This is a genomic window from Burkholderia sp. KJ006 (assembly GCF_000262695.1).
In the GTDB taxonomy this organism is placed as follows: Bacteria; Pseudomonadota; Gammaproteobacteria; order Burkholderiales; family Burkholderiaceae; genus Burkholderia; species Burkholderia vietnamiensis.
In genome coordinates this window covers 1,800,395-1,818,826 of sequence record NC_017921.1, presented here as the reverse complement: position 1 = coordinate 1,818,826, position 18,432 = coordinate 1,800,395, and the positions used below count along the sequence as shown (strand labels likewise).

Below are 18,432 nucleotides of genomic sequence, written 5' to 3'. Positions count from 1 at the left end.
CGACGCAAAAGGGGAAGAAAGCATGGCAAAGATTCTGGTGGTCGACGATTCGGGCACGGTGCGCGACGAAGTCGCGGGCTTCCTGCGCAATCACGGGCTCGACGTCGCGACGGCGGTGGACGGCAAGGACGGGCTCGCGAAGCTCAAGGCGACGCCCGGCGTGCGCCTCGTGATCAGCGACGTCAACATGCCGAACATGGACGGCCTGACGATGGTCGAGAAAATCCGCGGCGAACTGGCGAACACGTCGGTCAACGTCGTGATGCTGACGACCGAAAGCAGCCCGGCGATGAAGGAGCGCGGCAAGGCGGCCGGCGTGAAGGGCTGGATCGTCAAGCCGTTCAAGGGCGACGCGGTGCTCGACGCGCTGAAGAAACTCGCGGGCTGACCGCGCGGCGTGGGCTTCCCCGTTGGACTATATTGATGCGTGATCGCATCGACATCATTTCAACCGGGGACGTCATGGATACGAATTGCGCTTCGGCAGCACCCATCCTGTTGCACGACGTGCGTGACGGCGTCGTCACGCTGCGGCTGAACCGTCCGCAGCAGTTCAACGCGTTGTCCGAGGAACTGCTCGCGAGCCTGCAGGCGGCATTCGATTCGATCGCCGCCGACCCGCAGGCGCGCTGCGTGGTGCTCGCCGCCGAAGGCCGCGCATTCTGCGCGGGCCACGACCTGCGGCAGATGCGCGGCAAGCCGGAACTCGATTACTACCGTGCGCTGTTCGCGCAATGCAGCCGCGTGATGCTCGCGATGCGCGCGTTGCCGGTGCCGGTGATCGCGCGCGTGCAGGGGATCGCGACGGCGGCCGGCTGCCAGCTGGTTGCCGCATGCGATCTCGCGATCGCGGCCGATACCGCGCGTTTCGCGGTGTCGGGGATCAACGTCGGGCTGTTCTGTTCGACGCCGGCCGTCGCGCTGAGCCGCAACGTGGGCGCCAAGCGCGCGTTCGACATGCTGGTCACCGGCCGCTTCGTCGACGCGGCGACGGCCGCCGCGTGGGGGCTCGTCAACGAGGCCGTGCCGGAGGATGCGCTCGACGCGGCCGTCGCGCGCAAGGTCGCGGAGATCGTCGCGAAGAGCCCGGCGGCGGTGCGCTACGGCAAGCAGATGTTCTACCGGCAGCGCGAGCTGCCGCTCGACGATGCATACGCGTATGCGGGCGACGTGATGGCCCGCAACATGATGGAAGAAGATGCGGGCGAGGGAATCGACGCGTTCCTGGAGAAGCGCGAGCCGATCTGGCGTTCGTAGCGGGCAGGGGAGCGGCGCGGTGCGGGGCCAGCGTTGCCTTCGCCGATGCGCGGCGCCTCTACGCGGCGGCTGCGCGCACGCGCCGCGTGCAATGCGGCCCGCAACCGTATGCGGCGCGCTGACGGCACCTGCAACGCGCCGCCGCCGCGCTCGTCAACGTCCGTAGCTGCCGGTGCGCAGCGCCGGCTCCGCTGCCGACGCGCCGGGCGGCACGACCACCACCGGCACGCGGCGTGCGAGTGCGCACATCAGCTCGTAGCCGATCGTACCGCTCGCTTCCGCGACGTCGTCCACCTTCACCTGATCGCCCCACAGCTCGACGCTCGAGCCGATGCCGGCGTTCGGGCACGGCGTCAGATCGACGGTCAGCATGTCCATCGATACGCGGCCGATCACGCGCGTCATCACGCCGTCGACGGCGATCGGCGTGCCGGTCGGGGCGTGGCGCGGATAGCCGTCCGCATAGCCGCATGCGACGACGCCGATCCGCATCGGCTGCTCGGCCGTGAAGCGGCGGCCGTAGCCGACCGTTTCCTGCGGCGCGAGCGTTTGTACGCCGATGATCTTGCTGGTGAGCGTCATCGCCGCCATCAGCGGCGTATCGGCGATGTGCCGCGACGCGCCGGTCGGCGATGCGCCGTACAGGATCGTGCCGGGCCGCACCCAGTCGCGATGCGCCTGCGGATGCCACAGCACGGCGGCCGAATTCGACGTCGAACGCTCGCCCGGGATCCCGGCCGTGGCTGCATCGAACTGGTCGAGCTGCCAGGCGACTTCGCCTTCGTCGGCGTTCGCGAAGTGCATCATCAGCGTGATGTTGCCGATCGACGGTGCAGCCGCCGCGCGTTCCCACGCGGCGCGGAACAGGTGCGGACGGTAGCCGAGCCGGTTCATCCCCGAGTTCATCTTCAGCTGGATGTCGATCGGTCGTTGCGGCTGCGCGGCGATCAGCAGATCGAGCTGCTCGTCGCAGTGCACGGCTACCGTGAGCCGGTGGCGGTCGGCGAGTTCGACGTCGACCGGCTCGAAGATCCCTTCGAGCAGCAGCACCGGCTTGTCCCAGCCGAGCTCGCGCACGCGCACGGCTTCGTCGAGATCGAGCAGCGCGATGCCGTCGGCGGCCGCGAGGCCCGGATAGATCCGCTCGATCCCGTGACCATATGCATTGGCCTTGATCACGGCCCACACGCGCGAGCGCGCGGCGGTGCGGCGGATGAAGTCGAGGTTGTGGCGGACGGCGTCGGGACGGATATGGGCGACGATGGGACGGGGCATGGTCGGTTCGGATCGAAGGTCGTTCGGCGCGCGCACGACGGTGCAGCGCGGGGTCGGCAGGGTGGCGTGGCGACGTGCCAAGCCAGTTTCGATCGCTATCTTATGTATGTTGGACCAGTTTTAATTAACGTATTTAGCGTTGATTTGGTGGAATGTTCGATCTCGCGGGCGGGTCGTCGCGATTTCGCGCAGCCGGCCTTGCCGAGTCCGCCGTCTAGAAAACCGGTGCGCGAACGGCGTGACGCGATGCTAAGCTCTGGGAGACCGTGTCATTGACCAATGTAATCATAAAGGAGGAGACTTTGATGACGACGTCCCAGCTGTGCCTGTTCATCGTGGCGCTGTTGCCGTTCCCCATGACGTTTCTCGCGAAGGCCCGCAAGGGCTACGACAACCATGCGCCGCGCGCGTATCTCGCGCGGCTCGAAGGCTGGCGCGCGCGGGCGCAGGCCGCGCACCAGAACGCGTGGGAAGCGCTCGCGCTGTTTACGGCCGGGCTCGTCGTCGCGTGGCACAACGGCGCGAATGCGCATCACGTCGACCAGCTCGCGATCGCGTTCGTCGCGATCCGCATCGTGTATGCGCTGATGTACGTGCTGGACTGGGCGGCGCTGCGCTCGCTCGTGTGGTTCGCCGGGATGGCCTGCGTCGTTGCGTTGTTCTTCGCGGCGCCGTGACGACGATGAGGTAACGAGCCGGCGATGCCCGCGCCGCTGCGTGCGTGGGTTCGCCTGGCACCACCCGCGCCGCGCGCGTGAGCGTCATGGGATGCGTTGTGGATGCGGGCGCTACGGCCTTCGCGCGCTTGAGCGGCGGCGCGCCGGCTTCGCTGGGCACGAACGCGGTCGACGGCGACCGGCGCGCGCCGGCCCAGCGTGAGAGGGGATGCTTCGCACCAAGCGTCCGGCCCCGCTGCCCGCGGCAGCGTCCCTCGCTCGCTCCTTCCGCGGGATGCGCAGTCGTCCACTCCATTCCCGGATCGCCACGGCAACACACGAGTTCGCCGCAACGGCGCTCGCCCACATCGCCTCGTCGGCACTTTCGCACTTCCACGCTCCGCAACGGCGCGCCATTGCCACCGACCGACCGGTCGCTCCCGCCCCGCACCCCTGACGCCCCTTTCCTCAGATCAAACCCGCTTGCCCCGGCTCGGGTTTGTCTCGATACATTTTTCCGTTGCGCGTTTTTTTGTTGTCGTAGTATCCACACTGACAACACATGTTGCTCTAATGTATAATTCAACATCGCATGTTGCGGTGCGGCTTGATGTCGTCGTTCCCCGGCCAGCCGGCCGGTTACCTCGCTCAACCATGCGAAGAAAAGTCATGAGTCGCCGTTCCTTCCTGAAAGCCGTGCGGTCGCTGCCGCGCTCGGCGCCAGCATCGCCCGCGCGGACACCAAGACGCTCGTCGTCGGTACCGATACGTCGTTCATGCCGTTCGAGTTCAAGCAGGGCGACAAGTACGTCGGCTTCGATCTCGACCTGTGGGCCGAGATCGCGAAGGACCCGGGCTGGAAGTACACGATCCAGCCGATGGATTTCGCGGGCCTGATTCCGGCGCTGCAGACGCAGAACATCGACGTCGCGCTGTCGGGGATGACCATCAAGGAGGAGCGCAAGAAGGCGATCGACTTCTCCGCGCCGTACTACGACAGCGGGCTCGCGGCGATGGTGCAGACCGGCAATACGTCGATCAAGTCGATCGACGACCTGAACGGCAAGGTGATCGCCGCGAAAACGGGCACCGCGACGATCGACTGGATCAAGGCACACCTGAAGCCGAAGGAAATCCGCCAGTTCCCGAACGTCGACCAGGCGTACCTCGCGCTCGAGGCAGGCCGCGTCGACGCGGCGATGCACGACACGCCGAACGTGCCGTTCTTCGTGAACAACGAAGGCAAGGGCAAGGTGAAGGTCGCGGGCCAGCCCGTCAGCGGCGACCAGTACGGGATCGGCTTCCCGAAGGTCAACGCGTCGCCCGTGAAGATCAAGGCCGACGGCCGCTACGCGCTGATCTACAAGAAGTGGTTCGGCGCCGAGCCGCCGAAGATGTGGGCGTGACGCCACACGATGGCGCGGCCGGGCGGCCGCGCCGGTCTTGAATCGAACGGGGAGCGACACGTGAATTTCGATTGGTCGGCGATCTGGGCAGCGCTGCCGGACCTGATGGACGGGGTCCGGTTGACGGTGTTCATCGCACTGGTGGGGCTGGTGGGCGGTTTCGTCGTCGGGATGATTGCGAGCATGTTCCGCGCATACGGACCGAAGGCGATGAACATGCTCGCCCAGATTGATATTGAACTGATCCGCGGCACGCCGATCGTCGTACAGGTGATGTTCCTGTACTTCGCGTTGCCGCTGCTCGCGCATATCCGCATCGACGGCCTGACGGCCGCGATCACGGTGAATTCGGGCGCGTATCTCGCGGAAGTGGTGCGAGGCGCGCTGCTGTCGATCCCGAAGGGGTTGACCGAAGCGGGGCTCGCGGTGGCCGTCATCTATCTGATACTGACCGGTGCGATGACGCTGGCGCTTCGGCTCGTCGAAAAGCGGATGAAAATCTTATGAGCATGATCGAATTCCAGAACGTGTCGAAGAGCTTCGGCCACGTGCCGATGCTGAAGAACATCGACCTGAAGATCGACGCGGGCGAGGTGGTCGTCGTGGTCGGCCCGTCGGGCTCCGGCAAGTCGACGATGCTGCGCTGTATCAACGCGCTCGAGAAGATCACCGGCGGCGAGCTGCTGGTCGACGGCCAGAGCGTGCGCGGCAACGCGACGACGATCCGCGACATCCGGCTCGAAGGCGGCATGGTGTTCCAGCGGTTCAACCTGTTTCCGCAAATGACCGCGCTCGAGAACGTGATGTTCGGGCCGATCCAGGTGCGCGGCGCATCGCGCGCGAATCACTATCCGTCGGAGCTGTCGGGCGGCCAGCAGCAGCGCGTCGCGATCGCGCGGGCGCTGGCGATCCGGCCGCGGCAGCGGCCGATGCGGTTCGACGAGCCTACGTCCGTGCTCGATCCGGAATTGCGCCATGAAGTGCTGAAGGCGATGCAGGATCTCGCGACCGAAGGGATGACGATGATCGTCGTCACGCACGAGATCGTCCGGCGACCGTCGGCGGCGCGTCGATGCGCTGCTGCCGGGCATCGACGTGCCTGACGAAGCCGCGCTGCTGCGTGTGCTCGGCGACCGCGCACCGGAAGGGCTGCCGATCTATCGCGACGATCCGGCCGACCCGGACGACGAAAACACGCTGGCGACCGCGGTGTTCGAGATCCGCGACACCGCGATCGACTTCACGATCCATCAACACGGCACGCAGCGCTTCGCGACGCGCATCGTGCCGTCCGGGCACGCGCCCCGCGCGTCCTGATCCATGAGGCAACGCATGACGACCGTTTTTCATCGCGCTCCGCGCGCCACCTTGCCCGTCGCCGTCGCAGGCGACGGCATCGAGATCATCGATTCGACCGGCAAACGCTATATCGACGCCTGCGGCGGCGCGGCCGTATCGTGTCTCGGCCACAGCAACCAGCGCGTGATCGACGCGATCAAGCGGCAGGTGCAGCAGCTGCCGTACGCGCATACGTCGTTCTTCACGACCGACGTGGCCGAGGAGCTGGCCGACCGGCTCGTCGAGGCCGCACCGGCAGGGCTCGAGCACGTGTATTTCGTGTCGGGCGGCTCCGAGGCGATCGAGGCCGCGCTGAAGCTCGCGCGCCAGTATTTCGTCGAGAAGGGCGAGCCGCAGCGCCGCCACTTCATCGCGCGCCGCCAGAGCTATCACGGCAATACGCTCGGCGCGCTCGCGATCGGCGGCAACGCATGGCGGCGCGAGCCGTTCCTGCCGCTGTTGATCGAGGCGCATCACGTGAGCCCGTGCTATGCGTATCGCGACCAGGCGGCGGGCGAGACCGACGAAGCGTATGCGCAGCGCCTCGCCGACGAGCTCGAGCAGAAGATCGTCGCACTCGGCGCGGAGAACGTCGCGGCGTTCGTTGCCGAAACGGTGGTCGGCGCGACCGCCGGCGCGGTGCCGCCGGTACGCACTTACCTGAAGAAGATTCGCGCGGTCTGCGACAAGTACGGCGTGCTGCTGATCCTCGACGAAATCATGTCGGGGATGGGCCGCACCGGCTACCTGTTCGCGTGCGACGAAGACGATGTCGCGCCCGACCTGCTGACGATCGCGAAAGGGCTCGGCGCCGGCTACCAGCCGATCGGCGCGACGCTGGTGAGCGATCGCATCTATCGGACGATCGTCGACGGCTCCGGCTTCTTCCAGCACGGTCACACGTATCTCGGCCATGCCACCGCGTGCGCGGCCGCGCTCGAAGTGCAGCGCGTGATTGCCGACGAGAAGCTGCTCGACAGCGTGAAGGCGCGCGGCGAGCAGCTGCGCGCGTCGCTGCGCGAGCACTACGCTGCGCATCCGCACGTCGGCGACGTGCGCGGGCGCGGGCTGTTCGTCGGCGTCGAGCTGGTGCGCGATCGAGACAGCAAGGCGCCGTTCGATCCCAAGCTGAAGCTGCATGCGGCGGTCAAGCGGGAGGCGATGCAGCGCGGGCTGATGGTGTATCCGATGGGCGGTACGATCGATGGCGTGCACGGCGATCACATTCTCGTCGCGCCGCCGTTCATCTGCACCGCGCAGCAGATCGACACGATCGTCGAACGGCTGTCCGGCGCGATCGGTGCGGCGCTGGCATCGGCCGGCGCGTGAATCCCGAACCCCTGGAGAGGTTGCGATGACAGACAGATTGCCTCCGTTCGATCCGGCATCGGCGAGCGACGAGCAGAAGGCCGTGCTGGCCGAAATCCTCGGCGGCCCGCGCGGCAACCTGAACGGCCCGTTCGTCGGCTGGATCGCGAGCCCCGAGCTGGCGCAGCATGCGCAGCGGCTCGGCGCGTTCTGCCGCTATCGCACCGGCTTGCCGCTGCGGCTGTCGGAGCTGGCGATCCTCGTGACCGCCGCGCGCTGGCGCTCGCAAGCCGAGTGGCACATCCATCATCCGATCGCGCTCGAAGCCGGCGTGCCGGCCGCAACGGCCGACGCGATCCGGCGCGGCGTGAAGCCGGCGTTCGAATCGGACGACGATGCGCTGATCCATGCGTTCGCGACCGAGCTCTACGACACGCAGCGCGTGAGCGACGCGACGTTCGCGCGCGCACGCGCGCGCTTCGGCCACGAGACGGTCGTCAATCTGGTCGCGCTGCTCGGCTATTACGCGCTGGTCGCGATGACGCTCAACACGTTCGGTATGCGCGCAGACGGACAAACTGATTTGCCGTTTTCGGAATAATCGCCGGGTGCGCCGGTGCGGCCGGCATCGCGCGCATGCGTTGCGATGGCGCCGAAAAGCCCGTCGGCACGGGCTTTTCGGCGATGTGAGAGCGGGCGGCCGGCATCGTGGTCGCGCGTGGATTGCGCGCGTCGTTTCGCGTGCGCTTCAGTGCATGAATTTTTCCCCTTCCCTAAAATTTCTGCAAAGAACTTACGGGGGAAATATCGATGCGCTGGGTCCTGTTGATCGTGTTCATTGCGTGTGTGGTCCACACGCATCGGCGCGGCAAGGTTCGGCATCGGTTGTTCAGGCAACTATCCGATCACTCGACCTTCACCGCGCCGCTGAACTGCTTTTCGTATGCGTTCTCGTCGGTGCCGACCACGCCGTTCATCGAGATCGGCCACTTTCCTGAACTCGCGGTGCTGCAGCGCGAATGGCGCACCTTCCGCGACGAAGCGCTCGCGCTGCGCGATTCGAGCCGGATCAAGGCGTCGGCCGAGTACAACGACATCGGCTTCAATTCGTTCTTTCGCAACGGCTGGAAACGCTTCTACCTGAAGTGGTACGACGCGCCGCATCCGTCCGCGCAGGCGTTGTGTCCGCGCACGGTCGAGATCCTGTCGCGGATTCCGTCGATCAAGGCCGCGATGTTCGCGCAGTTGCCGCCGGGCGGGAAGCTCGGCCTGCATCGCGATCCGTATGCGGGGTCGCTGCGCTATCACCTCGGGCTCGACACGCCGAACGACGCGGCGTGCCGGATCGTCGTCGACGGCGAGTCGTATGCATGGCGCGACGGCGAGGCCGTGATGTTCGACGAAACCTATCTGCATTGGGCCGAGAACCGCACCGAGCACGATCGCGTGATCCTGTTCTGCGACATCGACCGGCCGATGAAATACCGCTGGGCGCAGCGCGTCAACGACGCGTTCGGGCAGCTGCTGATGCGCGCGGCCGCGTCGCCGAACGAAACCGGCGACCGCACGGGCGGCCTCAATCACGCGTTCAAGTATCTGTATGCGATTCGGCGCGTGGGCAAGCGGCTGAAGGCGTGGAACCGGACCGTGTACTACATCGTCAAGTGGGCGTTGTTCGGCGGGATCGCGGTCGCGATATTCTGGGTCTGATCGCATGACGGGCGGCAGCGGGGCGGTTCGGGCGGGCTGACGATCGCGGAGCCGCGCTGCATGGTGGGCCGGCTGCGCGTCAATGCAACCAAATGTATTCGCGCGGGATCGCGCGCCGACGCGCGGGTATCATGGCTTGTTCACGTCGACACGATCGGTGAGCAAGCATGACGAGTACCCGAAAGACATTGTGGATCGCCGGTGGGCTGCTGGTCGCGGCCGCGGGCGCCGGCTACGTAATGCTGCTGCGTGCGGACCACCGCGCGATCGCAGAGGCCGGCATCGGCGACGCAGCCGCACCGGCTGCTACGGCCCCAGCCGACGGCCGCACCGCGCAGGGCGCGATCGCGCCGCCCGCGCCCGATGCCGCTCCTTCCGCGCATGTAGATGAGGCGCTGCTGCAACAAGCGGCCGCACGTGACCGTTCGGTGCCGGCGTCTGCGGCGGTCGCGCAACTTGCGCCGGCCGCGCCCGTCGCTGCCGTGCCGGCGCCGAAGCCGGCTGCACCGCCGCCCGCCGTCCACGTGGTCGCGGTCGAGCCGGCCGATTCGACCCCGACGAATGCGAAATCCGCGCAGCTGCCGCAGGCAGCGCCGCAGACGATTCAACCGGTTCAGCCGACTCGCGCGGCGCAACCCGCTGCACCGGTTGACGCCGCGCAAGCGCCTCGGTCTGGCAAGCAACCGAGCCAGCCGAGCCGCCATGCCGCACGCACCCGCGACGGCCTCGAGCGCCACGCGGCAACGGCGCAGCCGGCGCAGCGCGCCGAAACCCCCGAAACCGCCGCGCTGGTGCGCGAGTCCGCCAAGCTCGATCCGTCGTTGCCGCCGCCGCAATACGTGGCGATGCCGGGCCTCGCGCAACCGCATGCGGCCGCCGGCTCGAACCCGGTTGCCGCCGCGATGACCGAGCAGTTGGTGCGGCAATCGAGCACCATCAGGACGACGCCCGCGTCGACGAACGGCGCGCCTGTCGCCCCGTGACGAGCGGCAGCGCGCTCGCGCGGCGCGACGCCGGATAAAAAAGGGCCCCGCACGCCGACCAGAGCATGCGGGGCCAAGAGAGACGAATCGGTGCGCGCGTCGCGCGTTACGCGTTACGCGGCGAGTGCTTCGGCGGGCTGCGGCGCGGCGGTCGTGACCGGCGTCGCGTCCTGCCGGATCAGGTGATCGAACGCGCCGAGCGATGCCTTCGCACCTTCGCCGACTGCGATCACGATCTGCTTGAACGGAACCGTCGTCACGTCGCCGGCGGCGAACACGCCGGGCACCGACGTCCCCCCGCGGGCGTCGACGACGATCTCGCCGTGCTTCGACAGCTCGACCGTCCCTTTCAGCCATTCGGTGTTCGGCACGAGGCCGATCTGCACGAACACGCCTTCGAGCGCGATACGTTTAGTTTCGCCCGACTGCAGATCCTTGTAGACGAGCGCGTTCAGCTTGTTGCCGTCGCCGGTCAGCTCGGTCGTCTGCGCTTGCGTGACGATCGTGACGTTCGGCAGGCTGCGCAGCTTGCGCTGCAGCACCTCGTCGGCGCGCAGTTGTGCGCCGTATTCGAGCAGCGTGACTTCCTTCACGATGCCGGCGAGGTCGATCGCCGCCTCGACGCCGGAGTTGCCGCCGCCGACCACCGCGACACGCTTGCCCTTGAACAGCGGGCCGTCGCAGTGCGGGCAGTAGGCGACGCCGCGGTTGCGGTACTCGCGCTCGCCCGGCACGTTGATTTCGCGCCAGCGCGCGCCGGTCGCGAGAACGATCGTCTTCGCCTTCAGCACTGCGCCGTTCGCGAGGCGGATCTGATGCACGTCGCCGGGGATCAGCGCCTCGGCGCGCTGCACGTCCATGATGTCGACGTCGTACTGCTTCACGTGCTGCTCGAGTGCGGCCGCAAACTTCGGCCCTTCGGTTTCCTGCACCGACACGAAGTTTTCGATGGCCATCGTGTCGAGCACCTGGCCGCCGAAGCGCTCGGCGACGACGCCCGTCGCGATGCCCTTGCGCGCCGAGTAGATCGCCGCGGCCGCGCCGGCCGGGCCGCCGCCGACGATCAGCGTATCGAACACCGGCTTGTTTTCGAGCGACTTGGCGGCGCGTGCGCTCGCGCCGGTGTCGAGCTTCGCGAGGATTTCCTTCACGCTGCTGCGGCCCTGGCCGAACGTTGCGCCGTTCAGGAACATCGTCGGGACGGCCATGATCTGGCGCGCGTCGACTTCATCCTGGAACAGCGCGCCGTCGATCGCGACGTGGCGGATGCGCGGGTTGATCAGTGCCATCACGTTCAGCGCCTGCACGACTTCCGGGCAGTTCTGGCATGACAGCGAGAAATACGTTTCGAACGCGAAGTCGCCGTCGAGCGCGCGAATCTGTTCGATCACGTCGTCGTCGAGCTTGATCGGATGGCCGCCGGTCTGCAGCAGCGCGAGGACGAGCGACGTGAATTCGTGGCCCATCGGAATGCCGGCGAAGCGGATGCCGGCCGGCTTGCCGGGTTCGCCGATCGAGAACGACGGCTTGCGCTCGGCATCGTCGCGGCGCTCGATGACGGTCACGCGCGACGTCAGCGACGCAATCTCGTTCAGCAGCGCAAGCAGTTCCCGAGATTTCGCACCGTCGTCGAGCGAGGCGACGAGTTCGATCGGGCGGGTGATCTTTTCGAGGTACGCTTTCAGTTGATTCTTGAGATTGGCGTCGAGCATGGCGTTCTGAATTCCGTATTGATGTGGCTGCTCGGGCACGGGGTGCCGGAGGAGGGCGGGCGGCGAGGGCCGGCCCGCGGTGGCGTGGCGCGCGCCGTGCGGCGCGCGCGGGGCGATCGTCAGATCTTGCCGATCAGGTCCAGCGACGGGGTCAGCGTTTCCGCGCCCGGCGTCCACTTTGCCGGGCACACTTCGCCCGGATGTGCGGCGATGTATTGCGCGGCCTGCACCTTGCGCAGCAGTTCGCCGGCGTCGCGGCCGATGCCGTTGTCATGGATTTCGCACAGCTTGATCTCGCCTTCCGGGTTGATCACGAACGTGCCGCGCAGCGCCATCCCTTCTTCCTCGATCAGCACGTCGAAGTTGCGCGACAGCGTGAGCGTCGGGTCGCCGATCATCGGGTACTTGATCTTGCCGATCGTCTCCGACGTGTCGTGCCATGCCTTGTGCGTGAAGTGCGTATCGGTCGACACGCCGTAGATTTCGACACCCAGTTTCTGGAATTCGGCGTAGCGGTCGGCCAGATCGCCCAGTTCGGTCGGGCACACGAACGTGAAGTCGGCCGGATAGAACACGACGACGGACCACTTGCCCTTGAAGTTCTCTTCGGTCACGGGCACGAAATCGCCGTTGTGGTATGCGGTTGCCTTGAACGGTTTGATTTGGGTGTTGATGATCGGCATCTTGAGCGTTCCTTTGCGGTGGTGTTGATGAAGTGTGCTCAGTATCCGGGTTCACCCTTGCCTTGTGAAATTGCTTGTTTTAATCCGCTGCATCGGGAATTTCTATCTGGTTGCGGCGCGGTTCCGAACGGGCATGGGCGGGGCTTTGGATCCGTGAGGCGGAGCGAGGCACGGAGGGGCAGCATTGCGTGCGGCGCGTGCGCCGTGGCCGAACGCGAGGAAGCTCGATGCATCGCCGGGGCGCTGCGATCGGTCGCTGGTCGCTGGGCACGAGGCCGATGCGATATCGGCACCGCGGCCACGCGATGTACGGAAATGCCGGGTGCTTCGCATGTGCCGTTGCTCGGTGGTGCGGTTGCGCGATGCGGCGGTTAGTCCATGCGTGTAGTGCGTGTCGGGGCGTCGTCGAGCGCACGAAGCGTATCGAGTACGTCGAGCGCCGGCACGCGTGGACCGGCGTGCGACGCTTGGCCTATACGGTCGCGCGGCTGCCGCCATGCGGCAGCGACTGGCAGGGCAGGACGGGGCAGACATTCGCCCCGCCGCCGCCTTCGCTACAACTGATAGGGCGCCCGGATGCCCGGTTCGGTGACGGGAAAATCCTTCGTGTTGCGCGATACGAGCAGCAGGCCGTTCACTTGCGCGGAAGCCCACACGATCGCATCGGGCAACCGAATGCGGCGCGCCTGGCGAATCGCGACCGCGCGATTCGCCACCGCGCCGTCGAGCGGAATGATGTCGAACGACGACAGCCACGTGCGGATCGCTGCGTCGTCGCTTGCCGTTGCGCCGACCAGGACTTCCATCCAGGTCACCACGCTGATCGCGCGCGACTCGTAGCGGGCGAGTTCCTCGCGCGCGGCTTCCACGCCGCCGAGATAGTCGATCAGGATGTTGGTGTCGAAGAGGGCATTCACCATTCCGCGCGCAACGCCTGTTGATACGCGAGCCCGTCGAGCGCGCGCGTTTTCCAGAGACCGAACACGGTGCCGGCATGCGGCGGCCGAAGCCGTGCGGGACGAGCGTCGGCCGCAAGCCGGCGGCTCCGGCATGCGGTGACGTAACGGGTGTCGATGATCGCTTTTACCATTCTGAACGCAGTGCCTCCTGATAGGTGAGCCCGTCGACGGCGCGGTCCTTCCACAGGCCGAACACGATATCGGCATGCGATCGCTTGTGTTGTGCGATATACGCATCGATTGCATCGCGAATGATCGCGGCGCGAGGGCGTTGCTCAGTGTCGACGATGGCGGCCAGCTCGTCGAGCTGGCCATTCGACAGATCGATCAGGATGCGGCTCATGGCATTCTCCGATATATGATATGCGTATCATATATACATCGAGTGACGTCCGCAAGCTGGGGCATCGCCGACGCGCGGCCGCTACGACAACATCTGCGTGTGCTGAAGGCCCCGATGTCGTATGCGCGCCACATCGGCGCGGTGCGCGACGCGGCGCAGGCGTTCGGCTTGTCGCACCTGGACATCGTGTCGGGCGCAGGCCACGACGCGTGCCATGCCGCGCGTGCCGTGCGTCGACGGTCTCGGCCCAAACGAGGCCGACGCGATCACGCCGGAATGGTCGACGGCCGGCGCCAACGTGCTGCTGCAAGCGGTGCCGCGAAGCGCCCGTGAGCGCCGTGGCTTATTTGCCGGGCTTGCGCCGCGCGACGTACGTCAGGTACGCGACGATCTGGTCGAGTTCCCGGTCGCTCAGCTGCTCGGGCGGGAACGCCGGCATCACGCGGCCCGGCCAGTCGCGCACCGAGGCCGGATCGCGGATGTAGCGGCGCAGCGCGGCCGGCTGGAAGTAGTCGACCGGATTCATCGGCGTGTTCAGATCGGGGCCGGCCTGGCTGCTGCCGGCGCCGTCGATGCGGTGGCAGGCGAGGCACAGCGTGACGAACAGCCGCTGCCCGGCGCGGGCCGGCGCGTTCGCCGGCAATGCGGGATCGACCGCGAGCGACGGCCAGCGCGCGAGCGGCGACGACTGGATCGTGATGCGCACGATCTGATACGGCCACTGCTCGCCGCGCACCGACGCCGCGTCCGGCCCCGACCACACCAGATAGAACGGGCCGGCGCTGACCTGCTTGCCCGGCAGCTTCGGCCACGGCCGCGCCGGGTCCTCGATCGCGAGCCATGCAACGGCGCCGGCCGGCGCACGACGGCGCACCAGATCGAGCGGCAGCTGAGCGGCGAAACCGTCCGCCGCGCGCGTTTCGAGCACGCCGTCCGCCGGCAGCGGCGCATCGCCGAGCAGCGCTGCGAACGGCACCGCACGGAACGTCATCGGCCGCCCGTACGCGATGTCGTGCGGCACGTGCAGCTCGGTCGCATCGGCGCGCGCGAGCAAGGCGTCGCGCGTCAGCACGCGCGGCGCGCCGCCGGTGTCGAGTTCGAGCGTGGACTGTGCGGATGCGTGCGTGGCGAACGCGCACGCGAGCAGCAACAACAGCGAAAACCACCGGCGCTTCAGCATTCGTTCTCCGTACGAGGGTGTTCCGGCCGCGAGAAAACCGCAGGGGCGCTGGCCGGTGAATGGGATCGGGCGACAGTCTAGCCGGTGCGCGCGGCGTTGGCGACTTCGGAACGCACGGCGTGCGGCGTGCGCACGATATAGCATCGGGCACCGAAACATGCGCGGTGCGGTGCGCTGCCTCCTTCACGGCATCGCGGACATCGCGATACAGTCGGCCGCGCCGACGCTACCGGACCATCGGCATGGACACTGTCGCAGACCGTACGCTTTGCCCATATCCGACGATCGTGGCCAGCCAACTGGCGTCGGCCCGGAATTTCCCGTCACGCCGAATTTCCATCCGGACACGCTGCTGGACGGCGTCTCAACGCTCGAGCGCATCGTTCGCGAAGGCGTCTATCGCTCGCAGTTCGAAACCGTGACGAGCAACGAGCGCTGAACGCGCAGCCACGATGTGCGCGCGGGCGCTCGCCGCACCTTGATGGTCAGCGGCGCGCACACTGCGCGTCCGCGTCCGGCAATGGCGTCTCGCGCGCCGTGTCGAAGTCGGCTTCGCGTACGCCGGTCGGTGTCAGCGACACGAAATGCATCGCGGCGGCGCGCGCCGGGAATCCGACGATGCCGGTCGCCCCCCACGGCACCGGCGAGCGCTGCACGCCGCTTACGGTCATGCCGGTCGGCGACAGCGCCAATGTCAGCAGCCGGCCGTCGCGGGTCGGCACGTACGCGTGTGCGCCGTCGATGCCGATCCCCGACTCCCGCACCGACGCCGGCAGACAGTCGAGCGTCGCGACGCGGCGCCCGTCCGGATCGATCAGCATCGCGACGCCGCGCTCGTCGGCCGTCGTCGTCACGACGACGAAGCGGTCGATCGCCGGCACGTAGGCCGACGAGTACACGTAGTACTGGATCGCGTCGCTCAGCGTGCCGAGCTTGTCGAGCTTCGCGGTGACCGGATCGAACATCGCGTATTCGAGCGTCGCGTCGGTGCTGCCGGCGATGTACTTCTGCCAGACCAGCAGCGCGCGGCGCGGCGAGCCCGCGACCAGCGGCCACCATTCGCGGCGATGCGGCGTGACCGGCACGTGGTTCAGCACGCGTCCTTCGGCATCGTAGGTTTTCACATAGACGCCGTTGCCGGTGCCGAGGTTGTCGACGCCGCCGCCGTCGATCCAATCGGTGGAATAGAACACGACGAAGCGTTCGCCGACCGCGGCGACATGGCCCGAATGTCCGCCCGACTCGACGTCGTTCGGATAGGGCTTGACCGGTTTCAGGTCGCGCCGATAGATGCCGTATCGCTGGCTGACCACCTGCGGCGTATTCCAGCCGTCCTCGAACGTGACGAAGATGTCGCCGCGCGGGTTCTGCGCGATCGACACGGGCTCCTGCGCCTCCGGTCGGCTGATGAACGTATGGACGCGCAGCATCCGCGGCTTGCCGGGAAGCCATTCGCCGACGTACACGTCGTGCGGCCAGTTGCCGCTGCGCAGTGCGCCGCGCGGCGCGATGCCGGAACTGCTGAAGAACACCCAGCGTCGCCCGCCGCCGGCGTCGGCCACGCCGACCCCGTGCATGAAGCGCCGCGGGTCGCCGTCGTCCTGCGGCGCGGCGCGTTCCTGCACGGTGACGGTATGCACGGCCGAGGTGCCTGCACACGCGAGCGACGGGACCGCGGCAGCCCAGCAGACGCCGCACAGCGCCGCCCCGAGCCGCGCGCGAGCGCCGCGCCCGCCCGCATGCGCGACGACGGCCGGCCGCCCCATCATTCGACGGTCACCGATTTCGCGAGATTGCGCGGCTTGTCGACGTCGGCGCCGCGCGCGCAGCCGACGTGGTACGCGAGCAGCTGCAGCGCGATCACGTTGACGATCGGCGACAGCGCATCGCCCGATTCGCGCACGCGGATCACGTGCGTGTCGCGGTCGGCGTCGATCCCCAGATGCTGGCCGGCGAGCACGTACAACCGGCCGCCGCGTGCGCGCACCTCCGCCATGTTCGATTTCAGCTTCTGGAACAGGCGGTCGTCCGGCGCGATCGTGACGACCGGCATCGCACTCGTCACCAGGGCGAGCGGCCCGTGCTTCAGCTCGCCGGCCGGATAGCCTTCAGCGTGGACGTACGACACCTCCTTCAGCTTCAGCGCGCCTTCGAGCGCGATCGGATAGTGCATGCCGCGCCCGAGGAACAGCGCGTGGTCGGCGCGCGCGAACTTCGCGGCCCAGCCCATGATCTGCGTTTCGAGCGCGAGCGCGTGGCCGATGCGCGCCGGCAGCGCGCGCAGCCCGTTCAGGTGCAGCGCGACCTGCGCGTCGTCGAGCCGGCCGCGTTGCCGCGCGAGCGTCAGCGTCAGCAGGAACAGCGCGACGAGTTGCGTCGTGAACGCCTTGGTCGACGCGACGCCGAGCTCGATGCCCGCGCGCGTGAGGAAGCAGAGCGGGGCGGTGCGCGCGATCGAGCTGGTCGCGACGTTGCAGATCGCCATCGACAGATGCTGGCCCATCGCGCGTGCATACTCGATCGCGCCGATCGTGTCTGCCGTTTCGCCCGACTGCGAAATGCCCACGACCAGCGTGTGCGGATCGGGCACGGTCTCGCGATAACGATACTCGCTGGCGATCTCGACCTGCGCGCGGATGCCCGCGATGCCCTCCAGCCAGTACTTCGCGGTGAGGCCCGCGTAGTAGCTCGTGCCGCAGCCGAGCAGCAGCACGCTGCGCGTTTTCGACAGCAGCGCGCGCGCGGTTTCGTCGTCGCCGAACAGCGCGGGCGACACGGTGTCGACGCCGTCGAGCGTGGCGGCGATCGCCTTCGGCTGCTCGAAGATCTCCTTCTGCATGAAGTGACGATACGGTCCGAGCGCCGCGTCGTGGTCGCGCGCCCGGACCACGCACAGCGGACGCTGCGCGTCGCTGCCGATCGAATCGACCACGGCGATGCGCTCGGGCGTGATCAGCGCGACGTCGCCGTCTTCGAGGTAGACGAAGCGGTCGGTCAGCTCGCCGAGCGCCGCGCAGTCGGACGCCAGATAGTTCTGGTCCGCGCCGATGCCGATCACGAGCGGCGAGCCGGCGCGCGCGGCCACCAGCCGCTGCGGCTCGCAGGCGCTCAGCACCGCGATCGCATAGGCGCCGTGCAGCCGCTTGACCGCGCGCCTCACCGCGTCGAGCAGATCGTCGCGATACACGCTGTGGATCAGATGCGCGATCACCTCGGTGTCGGTCTCGCCGCGGAACATGTAGCCGCGCTGCCGAAGCTCGGCGCGCAGCGTGTCGTGGTTCTCGATGATGCCGTTGTGTACGACCGCGATCGTGTCGCCCGACATGATCGGGTGCGCGTTCATTTCCGACGGCGCGCCATGCGTCGCCCAGCGCGTGTGCGCGATGCCGGTCTGCCCTTCGAGGCCGAGCGTCAGCACGCGGTCCTGCAGGTCGGCCACGCGCCGCAGCGTGCGTTCGCTGCGCAGGCGGCCGTCGCGCAGCACGGCGATGCCGCACGAATCGTAGCCGCGATACTCGAGCCGGCTCAGCGCCTTGACCAGTTGCGGCACCTGATTGTTCAGGCCGCTTGCTCCGACGATTCCGCACATGATTCACCTCGTCTACAGAACGGGAAGTTGCCG

At 67.6% G+C, this 18,432-nt stretch carries 17 protein-coding genes and 4 pseudogenes; 13 read left to right on the top strand and 8 right to left on the bottom strand.

Features of this window, described 5'->3' with window-relative positions; all coding sequences use genetic code 11:
* Positions 1-22 precede the first annotated feature (22 nt).
* Positions 23-388 (top strand): response regulator, encoded by a 366-nt coding sequence (locus tag MYA_RS22010; protein ID WP_006765703.1) that lies wholly within the window; start codon positions 23-25, stop codon positions 386-388.
* A 74-nt stretch (positions 389-462) separates the two neighbouring features.
* A complete protein-coding gene (locus tag MYA_RS22005) occupies positions 463-1,257 on the top strand; it encodes an enoyl-CoA hydratase (protein WP_085954508.1) in 795 nt (264 codons plus the stop codon).
* A 153-nt stretch (positions 1,258-1,410) separates the two neighbouring features.
* On the opposite strand, the gene alr is transcribed toward MYA_RS22005, so the two are convergent.
* A complete protein-coding gene (gene alr / locus MYA_RS22000) occupies positions 1,411-2,532 on the bottom strand; it encodes an alanine racemase (RefSeq protein ID WP_014725112.1) in 1,122 nt (373 codons plus the stop codon).
* 305 nt (positions 2,533-2,837) lie between these two features.
* On the opposite strand from alr, the gene MYA_RS21995 reads away from it, so the two are divergent.
* The 9 genes and pseudogenes from MYA_RS21995 to MYA_RS21955 all read left to right on the top strand — a co-directional run bounded on the left by MYA_RS21995 (position 2,838) and on the right by MYA_RS21955 (position 9,933).
* Complete coding sequence (locus MYA_RS21995) at positions 2,838-3,209, top strand: MAPEG family protein (RefSeq protein ID WP_011881935.1); 372 nt, start codon at positions 2,838-2,840, stop codon at positions 3,207-3,209.
* Positions 3,210-3,857: 648 nt separating this feature from the next.
* A pseudogene (gene glnH, locus MYA_RS21990) lies at positions 3,858-4,594 on the top strand (glutamine ABC transporter substrate-binding protein GlnH).
* Positions 4,595-4,603: 9 nt separating this feature from the next.
* Positions 4,604-5,101 (top strand): ABC transporter permease subunit, encoded by a 498-nt coding sequence (locus MYA_RS21985; protein ID WP_014725108.1) that lies wholly within the window; start codon positions 4,604-4,606, stop codon positions 5,099-5,101.
* Positions 5,098-5,640 (top strand): annotated as a pseudogene (locus MYA_RS21980) (ATP-binding cassette domain-containing protein); the annotation flags it as partial. The gene MYA_RS21985 and the pseudogene MYA_RS21980, both read left to right, overlap by 4 nt.
* Positions 5,633-5,911, top strand: a pseudogene (locus MYA_RS21975) (peptidase C45); the annotation flags it as partial. The pseudogenes MYA_RS21980 and MYA_RS21975, both read left to right, overlap by 8 nt.
* A 15-nt stretch (positions 5,912-5,926) precedes the next feature.
* Entirely contained in the window at positions 5,927-7,261 is a 1,335-nt protein-coding gene (locus MYA_RS21970; protein WP_011881939.1) for an aspartate aminotransferase family protein, read from the top strand.
* A gap of 25 nt (positions 7,262-7,286) precedes the next feature.
* Entirely contained in the window at positions 7,287-7,841 is a 555-nt protein-coding gene (locus tag MYA_RS21965) for a carboxymuconolactone decarboxylase family protein (protein ID WP_011881940.1), read from the top strand.
* Positions 7,842-8,050: 209 nt separating this feature from the next.
* On the top strand, positions 8,051-8,950 hold the full coding sequence (gene lpxO / locus MYA_RS21960; protein WP_011881941.1) for a lipid A hydroxylase LpxO: 900 nt from the start codon (positions 8,051-8,053) through the stop codon (positions 8,948-8,950).
* A gap of 167 nt (positions 8,951-9,117) precedes the next feature.
* Positions 9,118-9,933: a hypothetical protein gene (locus MYA_RS21955; protein WP_041494167.1), complete on the top strand. Its 816-nt coding sequence runs from the start codon at positions 9,118-9,120 to the stop codon at positions 9,931-9,933.
* A gap of 113 nt (positions 9,934-10,046) precedes the next feature.
* On the opposite strand, the gene ahpF is transcribed toward MYA_RS21955, so the two are convergent.
* From ahpF to MYA_RS21935, 4 genes are all read right to left on the bottom strand, one after another.
* Positions 10,047-11,645 carry an alkyl hydroperoxide reductase subunit F gene (ahpF, locus tag MYA_RS21950; RefSeq protein WP_014725104.1) on the bottom strand — a complete coding sequence of 533 codons (1,599 nt, stop codon included), beginning with the start codon at positions 11,643-11,645 and terminating at the stop codon, positions 10,047-10,049.
* A gap of 119 nt (positions 11,646-11,764) precedes the next feature.
* Positions 11,765-12,328, bottom strand: coding sequence for an alkyl hydroperoxide reductase subunit C (ahpC, locus tag MYA_RS21945; RefSeq protein ID WP_011881944.1), 564 nt, complete (start codon positions 12,326-12,328; stop codon positions 11,765-11,767).
* Positions 12,329-12,882: 554 nt separating this feature from the next.
* Positions 12,883-13,248 carry a type II toxin-antitoxin system VapC family toxin gene (locus tag MYA_RS21940; protein ID WP_014725103.1) on the bottom strand — a complete coding sequence of 122 codons (366 nt, stop codon included), beginning with the start codon at positions 13,246-13,248 and terminating at the stop codon, positions 12,883-12,885.
* Between the two features lie 163 nt (positions 13,249-13,411).
* Positions 13,412-13,630, bottom strand: coding sequence for a hypothetical protein (locus MYA_RS21935; RefSeq protein WP_011881946.1), 219 nt, complete (start codon positions 13,628-13,630; stop codon positions 13,412-13,414).
* A 111-nt stretch (positions 13,631-13,741) separates the two neighbouring features.
* On the opposite strand from MYA_RS21935, the pseudogene MYA_RS32245 reads away from it, so the two are divergent.
* Positions 13,742-13,964 (top strand): annotated as a pseudogene (locus tag MYA_RS32245) (Zn-dependent hydrolase); the annotation flags it as partial.
* A 9-nt stretch (positions 13,965-13,973) separates the two neighbouring features.
* On the opposite strand, the gene MYA_RS21925 reads toward MYA_RS32245, so the two are convergent.
* On the bottom strand, positions 13,974-14,810 hold the full coding sequence (locus MYA_RS21925; RefSeq protein ID WP_014725100.1) for a c-type cytochrome: 837 nt from the start codon (positions 14,808-14,810) through the stop codon (positions 13,974-13,976).
* Positions 14,811-14,967: 157 nt separating this feature from the next.
* On the opposite strand from MYA_RS21925, the gene MYA_RS30185 reads away from it, so the two are divergent.
* Complete coding sequence (locus MYA_RS30185; protein ID WP_224019984.1) at positions 14,968-15,249, top strand: DUF3626 domain-containing protein; 282 nt, start codon at positions 14,968-14,970, stop codon at positions 15,247-15,249.
* A gap of 46 nt (positions 15,250-15,295) precedes the next feature.
* Here the strand turns inward: MYA_RS30185 and MYA_RS21920 are convergent, their stop codons facing one another.
* Complete coding sequence (locus MYA_RS21920; RefSeq protein ID WP_014725098.1) at positions 15,296-16,576, bottom strand: hypothetical protein; 1,281 nt, start codon at positions 16,574-16,576, stop codon at positions 15,296-15,298.
* Positions 16,576-18,399 (bottom strand): glutamine--fructose-6-phosphate transaminase (isomerizing), encoded by a 1,824-nt coding sequence (gene glmS, locus MYA_RS21915; protein ID WP_014725097.1) that lies wholly within the window; start codon positions 18,397-18,399, stop codon positions 16,576-16,578. Before glmS ends, MYA_RS21920 begins: the two co-directional genes overlap by 1 nt.
* Between the last annotated feature and the right edge of the window lie 33 nt (positions 18,400-18,432).

Bases quoted from the DNA above. Each gene is read 5' to 3' on its own strand.
- MYA_RS22010 (WP_006765703.1), top strand. From the start codon at position 23: ATGGCAAAGATTCTGGTGGTCGACGATTCGGGCACGGTGCGCGACGAA.
- MYA_RS22005 (WP_085954508.1), top strand. From the start codon at position 463: ATGGATACGAATTGCGCTTCGGCAGCACCCATCCTGTTGCACGACGTG.
- alr (WP_014725112.1), bottom strand. From the start codon at position 2,532: ATGCCCCGTCCCATCGTCGCCCATATCCGTCCCGACGCCGTCCGCCAC.
- MYA_RS21995 (WP_011881935.1), top strand. From the start codon at position 2,838: ATGACGACGTCCCAGCTGTGCCTGTTCATCGTGGCGCTGTTGCCGTTC.
- MYA_RS21985 (WP_014725108.1), top strand. From the start codon at position 4,604: ATGGCGCGGCCGGGCGGCCGCGCCGGTCTTGAATCGAACGGGGAGCGA.
- MYA_RS21970 (WP_011881939.1), top strand. From the start codon at position 5,927: ATGACGACCGTTTTTCATCGCGCTCCGCGCGCCACCTTGCCCGTCGCC.
- MYA_RS21965 (WP_011881940.1), top strand. From the start codon at position 7,287: ATGACAGACAGATTGCCTCCGTTCGATCCGGCATCGGCGAGCGACGAG.
- lpxO (WP_011881941.1), top strand. From the start codon at position 8,051: ATGCGCTGGGTCCTGTTGATCGTGTTCATTGCGTGTGTGGTCCACACG.
- MYA_RS21955 (WP_041494167.1), top strand. From the start codon at position 9,118: ATGACGAGTACCCGAAAGACATTGTGGATCGCCGGTGGGCTGCTGGTC.
- ahpF (WP_014725104.1), bottom strand. From the start codon at position 11,645: ATGCTCGACGCCAATCTCAAGAATCAACTGAAAGCGTACCTCGAAAAG.
- ahpC (WP_011881944.1), bottom strand. From the start codon at position 12,328: ATGCCGATCATCAACACCCAAATCAAACCGTTCAAGGCAACCGCATAC.
- MYA_RS21940 (WP_014725103.1), bottom strand. From the start codon at position 13,248: ATGGTGAATGCCCTCTTCGACACCAACATCCTGATCGACTATCTCGGC.
- MYA_RS21935 (WP_011881946.1), bottom strand. From the start codon at position 13,630: ATGAGCCGCATCCTGATCGATCTGTCGAATGGCCAGCTCGACGAGCTG.
- MYA_RS21925 (WP_014725100.1), bottom strand. From the start codon at position 14,810: ATGCTGAAGCGCCGGTGGTTTTCGCTGTTGTTGCTGCTCGCGTGCGCG.
- MYA_RS30185 (WP_224019984.1), top strand. From the start codon at position 14,968: ATGCGCGGTGCGGTGCGCTGCCTCCTTCACGGCATCGCGGACATCGCG.
- MYA_RS21920 (WP_014725098.1), bottom strand. From the start codon at position 16,576: ATGGGGCGGCCGGCCGTCGTCGCGCATGCGGGCGGGCGCGGCGCTCGC.
- glmS (WP_014725097.1), bottom strand. From the start codon at position 18,399: ATGTGCGGAATCGTCGGAGCAAGCGGCCTGAACAATCAGGTGCCGCAA.